The organism is Streptomyces sp. NBC_00727, from assembly GCF_045161745.1.
Classification (GTDB): Bacteria; Actinomycetota; Actinomycetes; order Streptomycetales; family Streptomycetaceae; genus Streptomyces.
Genome location: NZ_CP108981.1, coordinates 1,534,392 through 1,551,644 on the forward strand (window position 1 = coordinate 1,534,392; position 17,253 = coordinate 1,551,644).

At 74.9% G+C, this 17,253-nt stretch carries 17 protein-coding genes; 7 read left to right on the top strand and 10 right to left on the bottom strand.

What is annotated here, in order from left to right; genetic code table 11:
* Positions 1-8 precede the first annotated feature (8 nt).
* Genes OG242_RS06780 through OG242_RS06810 form a run of 7 tightly spaced genes read left to right on the top strand, consistent with a single transcriptional unit; the run spans position 9 to position 8,083 of the window.
* Positions 9-1,484: an ADP-ribosylglycohydrolase family protein gene (locus tag OG242_RS06780; RefSeq protein WP_405897277.1), complete on the top strand. Its 1,476-nt coding sequence runs from the start codon at positions 9-11 to the stop codon at positions 1,482-1,484.
* On the top strand, positions 1,481-2,692 hold the full coding sequence (locus OG242_RS06785) for an ADP-ribosylglycohydrolase family protein (protein ID WP_405897278.1): 1,212 nt from the start codon (positions 1,481-1,483) through the stop codon (positions 2,690-2,692). Before OG242_RS06780 ends, OG242_RS06785 begins: the two co-directional genes overlap by 4 nt.
* A complete protein-coding gene (locus tag OG242_RS06790; protein WP_405897279.1) occupies positions 2,601-3,821 on the top strand; it encodes an ADP-ribosylglycohydrolase family protein in 1,221 nt (406 codons plus the stop codon). Before OG242_RS06785 ends, OG242_RS06790 begins: the two co-directional genes overlap by 92 nt.
* Positions 3,818-5,197 carry an ADP-ribosylglycohydrolase family protein gene (locus OG242_RS06795; RefSeq protein ID WP_405897280.1) on the top strand — a complete coding sequence of 460 codons (1,380 nt, stop codon included), beginning with the start codon at positions 3,818-3,820 and terminating at the stop codon, positions 5,195-5,197. Before OG242_RS06790 ends, OG242_RS06795 begins: the two co-directional genes overlap by 4 nt.
* Positions 5,194-6,078: a ribokinase gene (gene rbsK / locus OG242_RS06800; RefSeq protein WP_405897281.1), complete on the top strand. Its 885-nt coding sequence runs from the start codon at positions 5,194-5,196 to the stop codon at positions 6,076-6,078. Before OG242_RS06795 ends, rbsK begins: the two co-directional genes overlap by 4 nt.
* A complete protein-coding gene (locus tag OG242_RS06805) occupies positions 6,075-7,274 on the top strand; it encodes a CaiB/BaiF CoA transferase family protein (RefSeq protein WP_405897282.1) in 1,200 nt (399 codons plus the stop codon). The genes rbsK and OG242_RS06805 overlap by 4 nt, the downstream gene beginning before the upstream one ends.
* A complete protein-coding gene (locus OG242_RS06810; RefSeq protein WP_405897283.1) occupies positions 7,271-8,083 on the top strand; it encodes an HpcH/HpaI aldolase/citrate lyase family protein in 813 nt (270 codons plus the stop codon). The genes OG242_RS06805 and OG242_RS06810 overlap by 4 nt, the downstream gene beginning before the upstream one ends.
* 208 nt (positions 8,084-8,291) lie before the next feature.
* Here OG242_RS06810 and lgt read toward each other — a convergent pair whose 3' ends face one another.
* From lgt to OG242_RS06860, 10 genes are all read right to left on the bottom strand, one after another.
* Positions 8,292-9,254 (bottom strand): prolipoprotein diacylglyceryl transferase, encoded by a 963-nt coding sequence (gene lgt, locus OG242_RS06815; RefSeq protein WP_405897284.1) that lies wholly within the window; start codon positions 9,252-9,254, stop codon positions 8,292-8,294.
* Positions 9,255-9,561: 307 nt separating this feature from the next.
* On the bottom strand, positions 9,562-10,380 hold the full coding sequence (locus tag OG242_RS06820; protein WP_405897285.1) for a thioredoxin domain-containing protein: 819 nt from the start codon (positions 10,378-10,380) through the stop codon (positions 9,562-9,564).
* 75 nt (positions 10,381-10,455) lie between these two features.
* A complete protein-coding gene (gene trpA / locus OG242_RS06825) occupies positions 10,456-11,268 on the bottom strand; it encodes a tryptophan synthase subunit alpha (protein ID WP_405897286.1) in 813 nt (270 codons plus the stop codon).
* Positions 11,265-12,551, bottom strand: coding sequence for a tryptophan synthase subunit beta (gene trpB, locus OG242_RS06830; RefSeq protein ID WP_405897287.1), 1,287 nt, complete (start codon positions 12,549-12,551; stop codon positions 11,265-11,267). The genes trpA and trpB overlap by 4 nt, the downstream gene beginning before the upstream one ends.
* 148 nt (positions 12,552-12,699) lie before the next feature.
* Positions 12,700-12,840 carry a tryptophan biosynthesis modulator TrpM gene (trpM, locus tag OG242_RS06835; RefSeq protein WP_405901527.1) on the bottom strand — a complete coding sequence of 47 codons (141 nt, stop codon included), beginning with the start codon at positions 12,838-12,840 and terminating at the stop codon, positions 12,700-12,702.
* A 34-nt stretch (positions 12,841-12,874) separates the two neighbouring features.
* Entirely contained in the window at positions 12,875-13,684 is an 810-nt protein-coding gene (trpC, locus tag OG242_RS06840) for an indole-3-glycerol phosphate synthase TrpC (protein ID WP_405897288.1), read from the bottom strand.
* 127 nt (positions 13,685-13,811) lie between these two features.
* Positions 13,812-14,261 carry a DUF2752 domain-containing protein gene (locus OG242_RS06845; RefSeq protein ID WP_405901528.1) on the bottom strand — a complete coding sequence of 150 codons (450 nt, stop codon included), beginning with the start codon at positions 14,259-14,261 and terminating at the stop codon, positions 13,812-13,814.
* Positions 14,262-14,683: 422 nt separating this feature from the next.
* On the bottom strand, positions 14,684-14,932 hold the full coding sequence (locus tag OG242_RS06850; RefSeq protein ID WP_093709266.1) for an HGxxPAAW family protein: 249 nt from the start codon (positions 14,930-14,932) through the stop codon (positions 14,684-14,686).
* 121 nt (positions 14,933-15,053) lie between these two features.
* A complete protein-coding gene (locus tag OG242_RS06855) occupies positions 15,054-15,710 on the bottom strand; it encodes a TIGR02234 family membrane protein (protein ID WP_405897289.1) in 657 nt (218 codons plus the stop codon).
* Positions 15,711-15,762: 52 nt separating this feature from the next.
* Positions 15,763-17,250 (bottom strand): anthranilate synthase component I, encoded by a 1,488-nt coding sequence (locus OG242_RS06860; protein ID WP_405897290.1) that lies wholly within the window; start codon positions 17,248-17,250, stop codon positions 15,763-15,765.
* Positions 17,251-17,253 lie beyond the last annotated feature (3 nt).

Genomic DNA, 17,253 nt, shown 5'->3' on the forward strand with positions numbered 1-17,253 from the left:
TCGACGCGATGGAGACGGTCGCAGGAAATCCGACGGCGCCGCGGACGGGCGGCACACAGACGGCAGCACCCCCGGACGAGCCGGCCCCGGGCGGGCCCCGCGACCGGGCCAGGGGCGCGCTGCTCGGGCTCGCGGTCGGGGACGCGCTCGGCGCCCCGGCGGAGAACATGCGGCCCTCCGAGATCCGCCGCCGCTGGGGCCGGATCGAGGGCTTCGTCAGCGACGACCCGGCGGGCACCGACGACACGGAGTACGCGATCTTCTCCGGGCTGCTGCTGGCCCGGCACGGCTCACGGCTCACGGTCACCGACGTCGAGCGGGCCTGGCGGCTGTGGATCGCCGACGTGGACGAGGGGCCGTTCCGGGGCGCCGGCTTCAGCGAGCGCGGCACGCTGGAGAACCTGCGCCGGGGCCTGGCCGCGCCGATCTCCGCCCAGCACCGGCACGCCTGGAGCGACGGCCTGGCGATGCGGGCCGCGCCCTTCGGCGTCTTCGCGGCCGGCCGGCCCGCCGAGGCGGCCCGGCTGGTCGCGGTCGACGGCCGGGTCAGCCACGAGGGCGAGGGCATCTACGGCGGCCAGGCGGTGGCCGCGGGGGTGGCGGCCGCGATGACCGGTGCCTCGCTCACCTCGGTCATCGCCGCCGCGCTCTCCGTCGTCCCCATGGACTCCTGGACGGCCCGCTCCCTGCGCCGCGCGGTGACCGCGGCGCAGCGCCCGTACCCCGACCGCCTCACCGGCGAACGCGCGGTCCGCTCGGCCGTGGTGGTCGGCGGCTACCCGTGGACGGACCTGGCCCCGGAGGCGGTGGGCCTGGCCTTCGGCGCGTTCGCGGCGGCGCGGGGCGACTTCCGTACGGCGGTGCTGATGGCGGTCAACATGGGCCGCGACGCCGACACGACGGCCGCGGTGGCGGGCGCCCTGTCCGGCGCCCTGCACGGCGCGTCGGCGATCCCGCGCATCTGGTCGGACGCGATCGGCCCGGTCCGCGGCAGTTGCCTGCCGTCGATGCGGGGGTACCACGTGGTGGACATCGCGGATCTGCTGGCACCGGGCGCGGCGGAGGCCCCGGATGCCGCAGATGCCGCGGCGGGCGGCGCGAAGGACCCGGTGGTGGCGGAGTCCGGCCCGGCTGCCGGCTCGGCCGAACGGGCGGGCCGCGGACCGGCGGCGGGCGGCGAGCAGCGCCCCGGGCGGGACCGGGCGGGACCGGACCAACCGGCGAGCCACCGCCCGACGGAAACCAGAACGCCGACACCCGCGCCGGGCCGGGCGGGCCCGGGAACGGCCGCCCCGGCAGTCGAAGCGGACGGAGATCCGACCCACGCGGCGAACCGGGCAGGGCCGGACGAACCGGCGGACCGGGCGGCTCCGGACCAACCCGCGGCCCCTGTCCCGGCCGGGGGTGCGGCGGCGGCCCCCGTGGCAGCCGGGCCCGTGCGGCCGGGCGCCTGCCACACCGGTGCCGGGGCGGTGCGGCGATGAGCGGCACACGGCGGGCGCGGGTCGAGGGGCTGTTGCTCGGGCTGGCCGCCGGGGATGCCGCGGGGTGGCCCGCGGCTCGGCACCGGGCGGCCCGGATGCCGGAGTGGACCCGGCGCCTGACCCGCGAACTGGACACCTTCGCCGAGCAGAACGCGACGACCACGCTTCCCGTGCCCATCGCGCTCAACCAGCCGCCCGAGCCGCTGCGGCTCGGCCCGTCCGACGACGCCGAGTGGGCGGCGTTCGCGGCGGGGACCGTGCTGGCGGCAGCCGGACCGGGGCGGGTGCGGGCCGCCGTGGCCGGGGCCTGGAACGCGCTGGCCGCCGAGGTCGCCGCCGCCGCGGCCCGCGCGCCCGAGGTGGAGGCGGCGGTGCTGCCGCTGCGCGCCCGGATCTCGGTGCGGGCCGGGCTCGGCAACCTCGCCGCCGGGCTCCGGCCACCCGCCACCGGCCACGACAACCCGCACTACTTCGACGACGCGGCGTGCGTACGGGCGGCCGTGCTGGCGGTCGTCCACCCCGGCGACCCCGGCGCGGCGGCGGACCTCGCGGAGTTCGACGCGCGCTTCACCCAGGACGGCGACGGGGTGCACGGGGCGCGGGCGATGGCCGCCGCGACCGCCGAGGCGCTCGCCGGGGCGGACGTCGACACGGCCGTGAACGCCGCGCTCGGCCAGCTCCCCGACGGCACCGAGATCGCCCGCAACGCGGTCCACGCGGTCCGGATCGCCCGGGAGTTCGCCGGTGAGCGGGCCGGCGCGTTCGCCCTGGTCCCGGTCCTGGAGCACCAGATCGTGGACCACGTCTACAGCTACGGGATCGCCGCCGCCGAGACCGTACCGGTCGCCCTCGCACTGGCCACCGCGTCCCGGGGCGACATCGCGCACGCCGTACCCGCGGCGGCCTGCCTGTCCCGGGTCGCCGACTCGGCGCCCGCCCTGGCCGGGGCGCTGACCGGGGCGCTGGGCTCGATCAGCTCCGTGCCCGACGGCTGGCGCGAGACCTGCCGGACACTTGCCGGCTGCGCGCTGCCCCGCCTCGCGGGCACGGATCTGATCGAACTCGCCGGGCTGCTGGCAGCCACGGAACCGGCGCCCCGGGGTGGACAATCCGGACATGACCTCCACCGTGCCCCTGGCGCCCACGACGTCCCCCTCCCCCACGACAGCCACGACGCCCACGACCCCCGGGGCGCCCACGCTCGATGACCGGATCACGGGCGCCCTCGTCGGCGCCGCGGTCGGCGACGCGCTGGGCGGCCCGGTCGAGGGCCGCTCACCGGAGCAGATCACGGCCCGTCACGGGGGCAGGATCACCGGGATCGTCGGCCCCTGGGACGGCGACGACTGGCGGACCGCCCGCCCGATCGCCCCGTACCACAAGGGGGACGGGCACGTCACCGACGACACCCTGATGACCCACGCGCTGGTCCGGGTGTACGGGAAGGTGCGCGGCCACCTCGACGCGTACGCGGTCGCCGACCACCTCGTACCGGAGATGATCGGCGAGCCGCGCTGGATTCCGGAGCTGGAGGCCGAGGCGCTGCCGCTCCAGCGGGTCTTCCTCGCGGAGAAGTGGATCGTCGCCCGGCTGCACTACGGCCACGTCGACCCGCGCGAGGCCGGCTCCGGAAACATCGTCAACTGCGGGGCGGCGATGTACATGGCCCCGGTCGGACTGGTGAACGCCGCCCATCCGCAGGCGGCGTACGCCGAGGCGATCGACGTAGCGGGGGCCCATCAGTCGAGTTACGGCAGGGAGGCGGCGGGCGTCTTCGCGGCAGGCGTCGCCGCCGCCTGCGTGCCCGGGGCGACGCCCGCGTCGGTCGTCGAGGCGTGCCTGTCGCTCGCCGAGGACGGCACCCGCTCCGCCATCGAGGCCGTCTGCGAAACGGCTTCCCGCTACCAGGACTTCGAGCCCGCGATCGCCCCGCTGCGCGAGGCCGTCGCCCCGTTCGACACCGTCGGCCCCGACTACCGCGCCCCCTCGCTCGGCGCCCGCCGCCCGTCCCGGCTGCACGCCATCGAGGAACTCCCCGTCGCGCTCGGCATGCTGCTCGTGGCCGGTGGGGACTACCGGCAGGCGGTCCTCGGCTCGGTCAACTACGGGCGCGACTGCGACTCGATCGCCACCATGAGCGGCGCGCTCGCGGGAGCCCTGCACGGCGAACGCGCCGTCCCCGCGGACTGGGCGGCCACCGTCGCCGAGGCCAGCCGCCTCGATCTGCGCGCGCCGGCCCGCACGCTGGCGGAGGTGGCCCGCGAGGTCTTCGCCCGGGACACCGCCCGCCGCCGCGCCCACGAGGCCGCCTTCGCGACGCTGGCGGGCACCCCGTGAGCACGGCGGTGCGGGTGACCTGGGTGCAGCCGGAGGACCTGGTGGGCCACGAGCTGCGGCAGGCCGACGAGGACGGCCGCGACGCCCGCGCCCTCGCACGCAGGTGGTACGAGGCCGGCGGCTCCCCCGCCCCGGAACGCGCCGGCGCCTCCGCTCCCGGCGCCCCGCCCGGACTCCGCGCGGTCGCCGAACGGCTGCTCGACGAACTCGCCCTGCTGGAGTCCCCGCTGGCCGCCGACGAACCGGAGGGCCTGGACGCGATCCGGGCCGCCTGCCCGCAGTGGCCGCACGCCCGGACCGGCCGGGCGGCCGGCCGGGAGCGGCTGCACGCCGCCTGGCTGGGCCGCGCCGCCGGCTGCCTGCTGGGCAAGCCGGTGGAGAAGCTGCCGCTGGAAGGCATCCGCGCGCTGGCCCGCGCCACCGGCAACTGGCCGCTGGACACCTGGTTCACCGCCCGGGGCCTGCCCGCCCCGCTGGCCGCCGCCTACCCGTGGAACCGGCGCTCCGCACCCACCTCGCTCGCCGAGAACATCGACGGCATGCCCGAGGACGACGACCTCAACCACCCGCTGCTCACCCTGCTGCTGCTCCAGCGGCACGGCACCTCGTTCACCACCGCGGACCTGGCCCGGCTCTGGCTGGACGAACTGCCGGCCGGGCGTACGTTCACCGCCGAGCGGGTCGCGTACCGCAATCTCCTCGACGGCATCGAGCCCCCGGACACCGCCCGCCACCGCAACCCGTTCCGGGAGTGGATCGGCGCGCAGATCCGGGCCGACGTGCACGGCTGGACCCGGCCCGGCGACCCGGCCGGCGCGGCGGAGCAGGCGTACCGCGACGCGGTCCTCACCCACACCGGGAACGGCGTCTACGGCGCGATGTTCACGGCGGCGGCGCTGGCCGAGGCCGCCGCGGGCGAGACCGATGTGCACGGCTGCCTGGCCACGGGCCTGCGCGTGGTGCCGCCGCGCTCCAGGTACGCGCGTGCGGTACGGGACGGCATCGCCGCCGCCCGCGGGGAACGGGACTTCGACACGGTCGTGGACCGGCTGCACGCGGCGTACGGCAGGTATCACTGGGTGCATGTGCTGCCCAACGCGGCCCTGCTGGCCGCCGCCCTCACCCACGCCGACGGCGACTTCACCGGCTCCATCTGCAAGGCGGTGTCCGGCGGCTGGGACACCGACTCCAACGGCGCGACCGCCGGCTCGCTCGCCGGACTGCTCGCCGGGCGGCCGGACGCGCTGCCCGAGCGGTGGACCACCCCGCTGAAGAACCGGCTCGCCACGTCCGTCCCCGGCTTCGACGCGGCCGGCTTCGACACCCTGGCCGACCTGACCCACCGGCTCACCCACGAGGAGGCACTCCGCCCATGACCAGAGTCGCGGTGCTCGGCAGCACCAATATGGATCTTGTGGCCTACGTCGACCGGGCCCCGGAACGCGGACAGACCGTCACCGGACGGGAGTTCCGCACCATCCCCGGCGGCAAGGGCGCCAACCAGGCCGTGGCCGCCGCCCGCGCCGGCGGTGACGTGCTGATGATCGGTGCGGTCGGCGACGACGAGTACGGCGTACGGATGCGGGAGAACCTGGAGCACTCCGGCGTCGACACCGACCTGCTGCACACCGCCGAGGGCCCCAGCGGCACCGCGCACATCGTGGTCGACGCCAAGGGGTCCAACGCGATCGTGGTCATCCCCGGCGCCAACGGCACCGTGACCGCGCTCGGGCCGGGCGAGATGGCCGCCATCGCCGAGGCGGACCTGCTGCTGCTCCAGCTGGAGCTGCCCATGTCCGCCGTGATCGAGGGCGTCCGGGCCGGCCACGCCCAGGGCGTACGGACCGTGCTGACCCCCTCCCCCGTGCAGGAGCTGCCCTCCGAGCTCCTCGACCACGTCGACCTGCTCATCCCCAACGAGCACGAGGCGGCCGAGCTGTCCGGCTACGACGACCCGCACGCCGCGGCGGAGATCCTGCTCGGCCAGGTCCCGGCGGTGCTCATCACGCTCGGTTCGAAGGGCTGCCTGTACGCGGCCCGGGGCAGCCGCACCATCCACTTCCCCGCCCCGGACGTCACCGCCGTCGACACCACCGGCGCCGGGGACACCTTCGTCGGCACCCTCGCCGTCGCGCTCGGCGAGCGCCGCCCGATCCCGCAGGCCATCGCCTGGGCCTCGGCCGCCGCCGCGCTCTGCGTGCAGAAACCGGGCGCCTCGGTCTCCATGCCGTACCGCAGCGAAATCGACGCCGCGTGAGCGCCCCCGCGGCGCCGCCGCTGACCGGACTGCGGGTCGTCGATCTCGCCACGCTCTTCGCGGGCCCGCTCTGCGCGACGATGCTGGGCGACTTCGGCGCCGAGGTGATCAAGGTCGAGCATCCGGTGCGCCCCGACCCCTCCCGGGGCCACGGGCCCGCGAAGGACGGCATCGGCCTGTGGTGGAAGCTCCTCGGCCGCAACAAGCGCAACCTGACGCTCGACCTCTCCGCCCCGGAGGGCCGCGATCTGCTCCTGCGGCTCGCGGCGGACACCGATGTGATCATCGAGAACTTCCGGCCGGGCACGCTGGAGCGGTGGGGGCTGGGCCCCGATGAGCTGCACGCCGTCAACCCGCGGCTCGTGCTGGTACGCGTCACGGGCTTCGGACAGTTCGGCCCCTACGCCCACCGGCCCGGCTTCGGGACGCTCGCCGAGGCGATGAGCGGTTTCGCGGCGATCACCGGGGAGCCGGACGGGCCGCCGACCCTGCCGCCGTTCGGGCTCGCCGACTCGATCGCGGCACTCGCCACGGCGTACGCGGTGATGGCGGCGCTGGCCGGCCGGGACCGCACCGGGGAGGGCCAGGTCGTCGACATGGCGATCATCGAGCCGATCCTGACCGTGCTCGGCCCGCAGCCGCTCTGGTACGACCAGCTGGGTTACGTACAGCCGCGCACCGGGAACCGGTCGCGCAACAACGCCCCGCGCAACACCTACCGCACCTCGGACGGGCAGTGGGTGGCCGTCTCCACCTCCGCGCAGTCCGTCGCGGAGCGGGTGATGCGGCTGGTCGGGCGGGCGGACCTGATCGACGAGCCGTGGTTCGCCTCGGGCGCCACCCGCGCCGAGCACAGCGACGAGCTGGACGAGGCCGTGGGCCGCTGGATCGCCCGGCACAGCCGGGAGGAGGCGCTGTCCGCGTTCGAGAAGGCGGAGGCCGCCATCGCGCCCATCCACGACGTCCGCGACGTGATGGAGGACCCGCAGTACCGGGCGCTCGACTCGGTCACCGAGGTCGACGACCCGGAGCTGGGTCCGCTGCGGATGCAGAACGTCCTCTTCCGGCTCTCCCGGACGCCGGGGGCGATCCGCTGGACGGGGCGCCCGCACGGGGCCGACACCGAGGAGATCCTCACCGAGCTGGGGCTGAGCGGGCCCGAGATCTCGGCGCTGCGCGCGGAGCGGGTGCTGTGAGCGCGGCGGCCCCCCTCACCCTGCTGTACGTGCCCGGGGACCGGCCGGACGTGGTCCGCAAGGCGGCCGTCTCCGGGGCGGACGTGGTGATCGTCGACCTGGAGGACGCGGTCGCCCCCGACCGCAAGGAGTACGCCCGCGCCGCGACGGCGGAGCTCCTGTCCGACCCGCCGTCCGCCACGGCGCCGCCCGTGCATGTCCGGGTCAACGACGAGGCGGACGTCCTGGCGCTGGCCGGGCTTGCGGGGCTCGGCGGGCTGCGGCTGCCGAAGATCACCCACGCCGCGTCCGTCCACCACGTCGCGGCGCTGGCCCCCGGGGTCGCCCTCTGCCCGCTGCTGGAGTCGGCCCTCGGCATCGAGCACGCGTACTCGGTGGCCGCCGCGCACCCCCAGGTCCGCGCCATCGCCCTGGGCGAGGCGGACCTCCGCGCCGACCTCGGCGTACGGGAGGACGCGGGGCTCGACTGGTCGCGCAGCCGGGTGGTGGTCGCGGCCCGGGCGGCCGGCCTGGCCCCGCCGACGCAGTCGGTCTACGCGGACGTCCAGGACCTGGACGGCCTCTGGTCCTCCTGCGCCCACGGCCGCGCCCTGGGCTTCCTGGGCCGGGCGGCGATCCACCCCCGCCAGCTCCCGGTGATCGAACGCGCCTTCAGCCCGACCCCGCAGGAGGTCGAGGCAGCCTGGGAAATCGTCGAAGCGGCCCGCGACCAGGCCGGCGCCCAGGCCCTCCCGGACGGCCGCTTCGTCGACGCGGCGGTGGTTGCGCAGGCGCGGCGGACGCTGGCGCTGGCCCAACGGAAGCGGTGACCTGGCTCCCCGTCCCACCGCTTTGTCCTCAATCGCCGGACGGGCTGGATGTGGCCGATCGCCATTGAATCGGCCACATCAAACCCGTCCGGCGGAGCCAATTCAACGGCGAGCGGGCAAATCAAGCCCGTCCGGCGATTGAGGACGCCCCACAACGGCGAAGGGGCCGCCGAGAATCTCAGCGGCCCCTCACTCAGCTTGCGCGGCGTCAGCCCTTCGCGGCCTCCGCCGTACCGTCCGCCTTCGGCGCATCCGCATCCGGCTTCGCATCGGCGTCGGCCTTCGCGTCCGCGACCGGCTCGGCCTCCTCGTCCGCCTCGGCGTCGTCCGCCTTCTCCGAGGACTCCGGCGCCTCCGGCGCCCCGGGCTCCACGACCTCCTCGCGGCCCGGCCGGACCTTCGCCGAGACCACGATGTACGTCACCGCCAGCACGAACACGATGATCGCGGTCCACACGTTGAGCCGCAGGCCCAGGATGTGGTGCGCCTCGTCGACGCGCATGTACTCGATCCACGCCCGCCCCGCGCAGTACGCCGCGACGTACAGCGCGAACGCCCGCCCGTGCCCGAGCTTGAAGCGGCGGTCGGCCCAGACGACCAGGAGGGCCACGCCGATGCACCACAGCGACTCGTACAGGAAGGTCGGGTGGTACGTGCCGGCCAGCCGGTTCGGGCCGTCGCTGATCTTCAGCGCCCACGGGACGTCGGTCGCCTTGCCGTACAGCTCCTGGTTGAACCAGTTGCCCCAGCGGCCGCAGGCCTGGGCGAGCGCGATGCCGGGGGCGAGAGCGTCGGCCCAGGCGGGGAGCGGGATCCCGCGGCGGCGGCAGCCGATCCAGGCACCGACCGCGCCCAGCGCGATGGCGCCCCAGATACCGAGGCCGCCCTGCCAGATCTTGAAGGCGTCGACCCAGTTCTCACCGTCGCTGAAGTACAGCTGGTAGTCGGTGATGACGTGGTAGAGCCGCCCGCCGACAAGCCCGAAGGGCACGGCCCAGACGGCGATGTCGGCAACGGTGCCGGCGGTGCCTCCTCGGGCGACCCAGCGCTTGTTGCCGAACCAGACGGCGACGAAGACACCGATGATGATGCAGAACGCGTAGCCGCGGAGCGGGATCGGTCCGAGATCGATCACGCCGGTCGACGGGCTGGGAATGTAGGCAAGGTTCATGGCAGCGTCGACGCTACCTTGCCGGACGGGAGGTAGGACAACCCGCCCGGCAACGTCTGGGTAACGAGCGGGTCATCGCTTCACCCGACCGGCCCCGTGCCGGGCCCTAGGTCCTGTCTGGAGTTCCAGCGCGGGAGAAGGAGCGGCGTCCGGTGCCGTCGCATCCGAGGCGGAGGAGGGAGCCGAATGGGGTCTCCCCTGTTCGAGCGAAGCCGAGAACTCGGGGAAGGAACGTCGGCGACCGACGACAACGCCGGAGGCGGCGGTGCCGGACGCCGCGACGCCGCGGGGGAACTCCGGACAGGGCCTAAGGCGTGGCCGTGGCGGTGCCCGGCTTCTTGCCCTTGTTGGCCTCGGTGACCCACTTCTTCAGATTGGCCACGGTGATCGCCTCGTCGCCCTTCTTCGGGAAGATCGACTCGCCGTTGAGCAGTGCGGTGGGCGTGCCCTGGAAGCCGCCGTCGCTGAAGGCCTTGTTGGACTTCTGCACCCACGCGTCGTGCTTGCCGTCCTCGACGCAGCTGCGGAATCCCGGTGTGTCCAGCCCGTCGACCTTCTTGGCGAGGTCGATCAGCTTGTCGTTGTCCCCGAAGGTGTCTTCGGTCTCCGGCGGCTGGTTGCGGTACAGCACGTCGTGGTACGCGGAGAACTTGCCGGCGTCCTGCGCGCAGGCCGCCGCGTTGGCCGCCTTGAGGGAGCCGCTGCCGCCCATGTTGCCGTCGATGATCGTGGCGAGGTGGTAGTCGACCTTGATCTGGCCGCTGCGCTCCATCTCGTGGATCGTGTCGCGGAACGCGTTCTCGAACTGGGCGCAGACCGGGCAGCGGAAGTCCTCCCAGATGGTGAGGGTGGACGGGGCGTCGTCCGCGCCGACCCGGATCGCCAGCGCGTCCTTGCCGGACGCGCCCGAGGGCGCGACGGCGGGCCCGGACGCCTTGGACTTGTCGCTCTTGCCGCCGGTGTTCGCAGCGATCACGCCGACGACGGCGGCCAGGCCCAGCACCCCCACCACGGCCGTGGACACGATCAGCGTGCGGCGCCGGCGGTCGCGCGCCTTCGCCTGCTCGCGCTGCTGGATCAGCCGGTCTCGCGCGGCCCTCTTACCCTGTTCGTTCTTCTCGCTCACACCGCGCCAACGACCCGGGGAGGCACTCGCGTGCCTCCCCGGACCGATCTCCACCCGTTCGGGTTACTCCAGGTGTCAGCGCTTTCGAACACCTTCGGCAAGCTCGGCCGCCAGCGAACGGACGGCCGCGAGACCGGCCGCCTCGTCGGGGGCGTCCAGCATCCGCTTGACGAAGGCCGTGCCGACGATGACGCCGTCGGCGAAGCCGGCGACCTCCGCGGCCTGGGCGGCATCGGACACGCCGAGGCCGACGCAGACCGGCAGCTCGGTGGTGGCGCGGGTGCGCCGGACCAGGTCCTGGGCCTGAGCGCCGACCGAGGCGCGGGTGCCGGTGACGCCCATCAGGGACGCGGCGTAGACGAAGCCGGAGCCCGCGTCGGTGATGGTCGCGATCCGCTCGTCCTTGCTGCTGGGCGCGACGACGAAGACGGTGGCGAGGCCGTGGCGCCCGGCGTGCTCGCGCCACAGCGCGGACTCCTGGACCGGCAGGTCGGGCAGGATGCACCCGGCGCCGCCCGCCTCGGCCAGCTCGGCGGTGAAACGCTCGACGCCGTACCGGTCGATCGGGTTCCAGTACGTCATGACCAGGATCGGCGCCCCGGTCGCCCCGTGCGCCTCGCGCACCGTGCGCATCACGTCGGCGATCCGCACGCCGCCGCGCAGCGCGATGTCGTCGGCGGTCTGGATGACCGGGCCGTCGAGGACCGGGTCGCTGTGCGGCAGCCCCACCTCGATGACGTCGGCGCCGCCCGCCACGGCGGCCTTGACGGCCTCGATGCCGCCGTCGACGGTCGGGAAGCCGGCCGGCAGGTACGCGATGAGCGCGGCCCGGTCCTCGGCCCGCGCGGCGGCGAGCGTGGTGTTCAGCAGTTCGATGTTGCCGGTCACCGGACGTCCCCCTCGATCTCCGCGTTCGCGCTGTCGGCGTCCGCCTCGACGGCCGCGTCGGTGTCGTACAGCCCGAAGTAGCGGGCCGCCGTGTCCATGTCCTTGTCGCCGCGCCCGGACAGGTTGATGAGGATCAGCCCGTCCTTGCCCAGCTCCTTGCCGACCTCCAGGGCCCCGGCCAGCGCGTGGGCGCTCTCGATGGCCGGGATGATGCCCTCGGTGCGGGAGAGCAGCCGCAGCGCCTGCATGGCCGCGTCGTCGGTGACGGCGCGGTATTCGCCGCGGCCCACGTCCTTGAGGTACGCGTGCTCGGGGCCGATGCCCGGGTAGTCCAGGCCCGCCGAGATGGAGTACGGCTCGGTGATCTGGCCCTCGTCGTCCTGGAGGACGTAGCTGCGCGAGCCGTGCAGGATGCCGGGCTCGCCCGCGGTCAGGGTCGCCGCGTGCTCGCCGGTCTCCACCCCGTGTCCGGCGGGCTCGCAGCCGATGAGGCGGACGTCCGCGTCGGGGACGAAGGCGTGGAAGAGGCCGATGGCGTTGGAGCCGCCGCCGACGCAGGCCACGGCGGCGTCCGGCAGCCGGCCGGCCCGCTCCAGGATCTGCCGCCTGGCCTCCACGCCGATGACGCGGTGGAAGTCGCGGACCATCGCCGGGAAGGGGTGCGGACCCGCGACCGTACCGAAGAGGTAGTGGGTGCGGTCCACGTTGGCGACCCAGTCGCGGAACGCCTCGTTGATGGCGTCCTTGAGGGTGCGGGAGCCGGACTTCACGGCGATGACCTCGGCGCCGAGCATCCGCATGCGCGCCACGTTCAGCGCCTGGCGCCGGGTGTCGATCTCGCCCATGTAGATGGTGCAGTCGAGGCCGAAGAGGGCGCAGGCGGTCGCGGTGGCGACGCCGTGCTGTCCGGCGCCGGTCTCCGCGATGACGCGGGTCTTGCCCATGCGCCGGGTCAGCAGGGCCTGCCCCAGCACGTTGTTGATCTTGTGGGAGCCGGTGTGGTTGAGGTCCTCGCGCTTGAGGAAGACCCGCGCGCCGCCGGCGTGCTCGGCGAAGCGGCGCACCTCGGTGAGGGCGCTGGGCCGTCCGGTGTAGTGGACCATCAGCTCGCCGAGCTCGGCGGCGAAGGCGGGGTCGGACTTGGCCTTCTCGTACTCGACGGCGACCTCGTCCACGGCGGCGACCAGCGCCTCCGGGATGAACTTGCCGCCGTATGCGCCGAAGTAACCCTCGGCGCTGGGGATCAGACCCTCCGGGTCCGGGATGAAGAAGTCGGAAGACATGCGGTACGTGCTCCTCGTGATGGCAGGGGTGGCTTCACGGTCTGCGCCGCACGAGCGGAACGCCGCCCCGGTCCGTGACCGGGGCGGTTTCGGCCGCACGACACCCGCGCCCCTCACGGGCGGAGTGGTGCGGCGGCCGGGGCTCGCTCTACAGCGCGGGCCCCGTGCGCCATCGCATGCCGTTGACCTGACCTGGTTCGGCGCCGATCACGTACCGCACCCGACGGCCGTGCACACGGCGCGCCGGAGCCCGGCAGCCGCGGTGCCACGAGGGCAGCGCACAGCGCATGGGCTCGGGGTGCGGGAGGAGGGACACGTCCGGGTCAGCCCCGCCCGTGGCGCAGGGCCGGGTGGGTGCCGGCGGCGACCAGGTCGGCGACGGCGGTCCGCGGGTCACGGCCGGTGACCAGGGACTCGCCGACGAGCACGGCGTCCGCGCCGGCGTTGGCGTAGGCGATCAGGTCGTGCGGGCCGCGGACGCCGGACTCGGCGACCTTGACGATGTGGTCGGGGATCTCTGGGGCGACGCGCTCGAAGGTGGAGCGGTCGACCTTGAGGTCCTTGAGGTTGCGCGCGTTGACGCCGATGATCCGGGCCCCGGCCTCCACGGCGCGCTCGGCCTCCTCCTCGTCGTGCGCCTCGACCAGCGGCGTCAGGCCGATGGACTCGGCGCGCTCGATCAGGGAGACCAGGGCCTCCTGTTCGAGGGCGGCGACGATCAGCAGCACGAGGTCGGCGCCGTACGCGCGCGCCTCCCACAGCTGGTACGAGGTGACGATGAAGTCCTTGCGGAGGATCGGGATGTCGACCTTGGCGCGGACGGCCTCCAGGTCGGCCAGCGAGCCGCCGAAGCGGCGCTCCTCGGTGAGGACGGAGATGACGGACGCCCCGCCGGCCTCGTAGTCCGCGGCGAGCGCGGCCGGGTCGGCGATGGCGGCCAGCGCGCCCTTGGAGGGGCTGGAGCGCTTGACCTCGCAGATGACGGTGACGCCCTCGCCGCGCAGGGCGGCGACGCCGTCCTTGGCACGGGGGGCGCGGGCGGCGCGTTCCTTGAGCTCGTCGAGGCCGACGCGCGCCTGCCGCTCCGCGAGGTCGGCGCGGACGCCGTCGATGATCTCGTCGAGCACACTCACGCGAGCGGCCCCCTTCCGGAACGGTGACAAGGAAACGTAACAGGCCACAGGATCAGCCACTCCGATGGTATCCGCAGCGGGCCGCTGGGCCCGCATTCGGCCACGCGCCGTCCCACAACCTGGGACTTCACGGGGCGAGCGCGGATCCGAGGGGCAGGTTCCGGACGACGGTGAAGAGCAGCAGCACGGCCCCGATCGCCCACCAGTGCACCGGCCGCAGCACGATGCGCAGGGGCCGGCCGCGGACCTCGCGGACCAGCCACACGGTCCACAGAACGGCGAAGATCCCGTAGCCGACGACGGCCAGGGCGTTGGCGCCGAAGGCGGCGGCGAGGTCGCCGTGGGCGAAGTCGTGGGCGCTGCGGAGGCCGCCGCAGCCGGGGCAGTAGATCCCGGCGAACCGCAGCATCGGGCAGACGGGGTAGTGGCCCGGCTCGTTCGGGTCGACGGTGGCGACGTACCCGAAGGCCCCGACGACGGCGGCCAGCACGCCCACCGGGGTGGCGATGCGGCGCAGCGAGGGGCCGCCGGGGGCGGCCGGGAAGTACGGGGACTGCCCGGCGCCGACGGGCGGCACGACGGCCGCCCGGTCGCCGTGCCGCCCGTCGGCGCCGGAGGCGGCGGGCGGGGGGTTCGGGGCGGGGCCGGAGGCGGCGGACCGAGGGCCCGGGGCGGGGCCGGGGGCGACGGGCGAAAGGCCCGGGGCAGGGCCGGGGGCGGCCTCGGCCTGCGGCGGGCCGCAGGCTGCCGACGCCGGGCCGGGGGCCGACTCGGCCGGGCCCGGCCGCGGCTGTTCGGGGCCCGGGCGCGGCTGCCCGGCGCCCGGGGGCGGCTGTTCGGGGCCGGGGCCCGCGGCCGGGGCGGTGGTCACCGGGTCGGGGTCCGGGGCCGAGGGGGCGGCGGTGGGGGTAGGCGTTGCGTCCACCCGGTGATTGTCGCCGCAGACGCGGAAAGGCGCAGCCCGGTCCGGGCTGCGCCTCGCATGCGTACGTCTCCGGGTCAGGAGGTCTGCGCCTGGCCGGCGCGCGCCCGGGCGGCGGTCAGCTCGGCCGACTCCTTCGGCATGCCGAGGCCCGCGGCCTTCATCGCGAGGCCGACGACACCACCGATGAGGACGACGCCCATGCCGGCCCAGAAGCCGAGCGGGTTGGCCGCGACCATGAAGACGCCCGCGACGCAGAAGCCGATGAAGGCGATGATGACACCGGTCCAGGCGGCCGGGGTGTGTCCGTGGCTGCTGCCCGCCATGAGTTGCTCCTCGTTGGTGTTGCGCTGTTGGAATCGCTCGGGTCGCTGTCCCCACGGCCCGTGCCGCTGTGCCAGCTCCCCGTCATTGTCCCGTACGTGCGGGTAGGACGTGAGCTGGGGGTCATGCCTCGCGCGTCGGGTCCTCGCCGCGGTCCAGGGCCTTCCACAGATCCTCCGGCCGGTCCGGGTCGGGGGCGCGGGGGGCCTTGCGGGGGCGGGGGGTTCCGTCGCGCTCGTAGCGCCCGGACATCGTGGGCCAGCGGCTGCCGTAGCGCAGGGCGAGGAGCCCGGCGAGCAGGATCAGCAGGCCGCCGGCCGCCGTGACGTAGGGCCAGGCGGTGTGGCTGAGGGCGTCGATGGTGGCCGCGCTGTCGCCGCTGGTCTGCGCCGCCTTCTCGTCGAGCGCGCCGCTGTCGGAAGCGCCGAGGAAGGCGCTCAGCGCGGCGCCGAGGCCGCTGAGCGCGAGGAGTCCGGCGACCACGCGGCGGCCGGTGCCGCGCACGGCGAAGACGGCGACCAGGGCGGCCAGGGCGACGATCGCGAGGGCGGCGGGGAGGCCGGTGACGTCCTGCCCGTCGGCGCTCAGCGGCAGGGTTCCGCCGCCGACCGGGGCCTTGCCTTCGGCCCAGGTCTGCCCGGAGGCGAGGAGGACGACGGCCGCGCCGGCCGCCCCGAGGAGCAGGCCGGCGGCCAGGGTGCGGCGGCTGCCCGCGCTGTCGGGCGCGGTGGCGGCTTCGGCACGGGGCTGGGGTACGGGGACGGCACTCACGTACTCCACTATCCCTCACCGGCCGGGAACGCCCCACCGCGCCCCCGCGCGGGCGTACGGCTCAGGCGCCGCCGAGGCGGTTGGCGGTGTGGACGGCGCGGAGGACCGCCGCCGCCTTGTTGCGGCACTCGTTGTCCTCGGCGACCGGGTCGGAGTCGGCGACGACGCCCGCGCCGGCCTGGATGTACGCGGTGCCGTCGCGGAGCAGGGCGGTGCGGATGGCGATGGCGGTGTCGGAGTCCCCGGCGAAGTCGAGGTAGCCGACGCAGCCCCCGTACAGGCCCCGACGGGTGGGTTCCAGCTCCTCGATGATCTGGAGGGCGCGGGGCTTGGGGGCGCCGGAGAGGGTGCCCGCGGGGAAGCAGGCGGTCAGCACGTCGAACGCGGTGCGGCCCTCGGCGACCCGGCCGGTGACGGTGGAGACGATGTGCATCACGTGCGAGTAGCGCTCGATGGACATGAAGTCGACGACCTCGACGCTGCCCGGCTCGCAGACCCGGCCGAGGTCGTTGCGGCCGAGGTCCACGAGCATCAGGTGCTCGGCGCGTTCCTTGGGGTCGGCGAGGAGTTCGTCGGCGAGGGCCTGGTCCTCCTGCGGGGTGGCGCCGCGGTGCCGGGTTCCGGCGATGGGGTGGACCATGGCCCGGCCGTCCTCGACCTTGACCAGGGCCTCGGGGCTGGACCCGGCGACGTCGAAGCCGTCGAACCGGAAGAGGTACATGTACGGCGAGGGGTTGGTGGCGCGCAGCACCCGGTAGACGTCGAGGGCGCTCGCGGTGCACGGGGTCTCGAAGCGCTGGGAGGGCACCACCTGGAAGGCTTCCCCGGCGCGGATGCGCTCCTTCACGTCCTCGACGGCGTCCTGGTACGCCTGGCCGCCCCAGAGCGCGGTGTACGGGGGCAGCTCGGAGGGCGGCAGGGCGGCGGGGGCGTTCTCGACGGGGCGGCGCAGGTCGCGCTCCATCGCGTCGAGCCGGGCGACCGCGTCGGCGTGCGCCTCGTCCACGCCGGTGGCCAGGTCGTTGTGGTTGATGGCGTTGGCGATGAGCAGGACGCTGCCGTCCCAGTGGTCGAGGACCGCGAGGTCGGAGGTGAGCAGCATGGTCAGCTCGGGGAGCTTGAGGTCGTCGCCGCCGCTCTCGCCGATCTTCTCCAGGCGGCGCACGATGTCGTAGCCGAGGTAGCCGACCATGCCGCCGGTGAAGGGCGGGAGGCCGGACTCCCGGTCGTGCGGGGTGTGCAGGGCCTCGATGGTGGCGCGCAGGGCGTGCAGCGGGTCGCCGTCGACGGGGACGCCGACCGGCGGGGTGCCGAGCCAGTGGGCCTCGCCGTCGCGGGTGGTGAGCGTGGCGGCGCTGCGTACGCCGATGAACGAGTAGCGCGACCAGGTGCGGCCGTTCTCCGCGGATTCCAGCAGGAAGGTGCCGGTGCGCTCGCCCGCGAGCTTGCGGTAGAGCCCGACGGGGGTGTCGCCGTCCGCGAGGAGGCGGCGGGTGACGGGGATGACGCGCCGGTCGACGGCCAGCTTGCGGAAGGTGTCGAGGTCCATGGC

What these genes read in the sequence shown, in the direction of transcription:
- lgt (WP_405897284.1), bottom strand. Translation starts at nt 9,254, where the DNA reads ATGAACCTTGCCTACATTCCCAGCCCGTCGACCGGCGTGATCGATCTC.
- trpM (WP_405901527.1), bottom strand. Translation starts at nt 12,840, where the DNA reads ATGCGCTGTGCGCTGCCCTCGTGGCACCGCGGCTGCCGGGCTCCGGCG.
- OG242_RS06790 (WP_405897279.1), top strand. Translation starts at nt 2,601, where the DNA reads ATGACCTCCACCGTGCCCCTGGCGCCCACGACGTCCCCCTCCCCCACG.
- OG242_RS06860 (WP_405897290.1), bottom strand. Translation starts at nt 17,250, where the DNA reads ATGGACCTCGACACCTTCCGCAAGCTGGCCGTCGACCGGCGCGTCATC.
- OG242_RS06785 (WP_405897278.1), top strand. Translation starts at nt 1,481, where the DNA reads ATGAGCGGCACACGGCGGGCGCGGGTCGAGGGGCTGTTGCTCGGGCTG.
- rbsK (WP_405897281.1), top strand. Translation starts at nt 5,194, where the DNA reads ATGACCAGAGTCGCGGTGCTCGGCAGCACCAATATGGATCTTGTGGCC.
- OG242_RS06780 (WP_405897277.1), top strand. Translation starts at nt 9, where the DNA reads ATGGAGACGGTCGCAGGAAATCCGACGGCGCCGCGGACGGGCGGCACA.
- OG242_RS06850 (WP_093709266.1), bottom strand. Translation starts at nt 14,932, where the DNA reads ATGGCGGGCAGCAGCCACGGACACACCCCGGCCGCCTGGACCGGTGTC.
- trpB (WP_405897287.1), bottom strand. Translation starts at nt 12,551, where the DNA reads ATGTCTTCCGACTTCTTCATCCCGGACCCGGAGGGTCTGATCCCCAGC.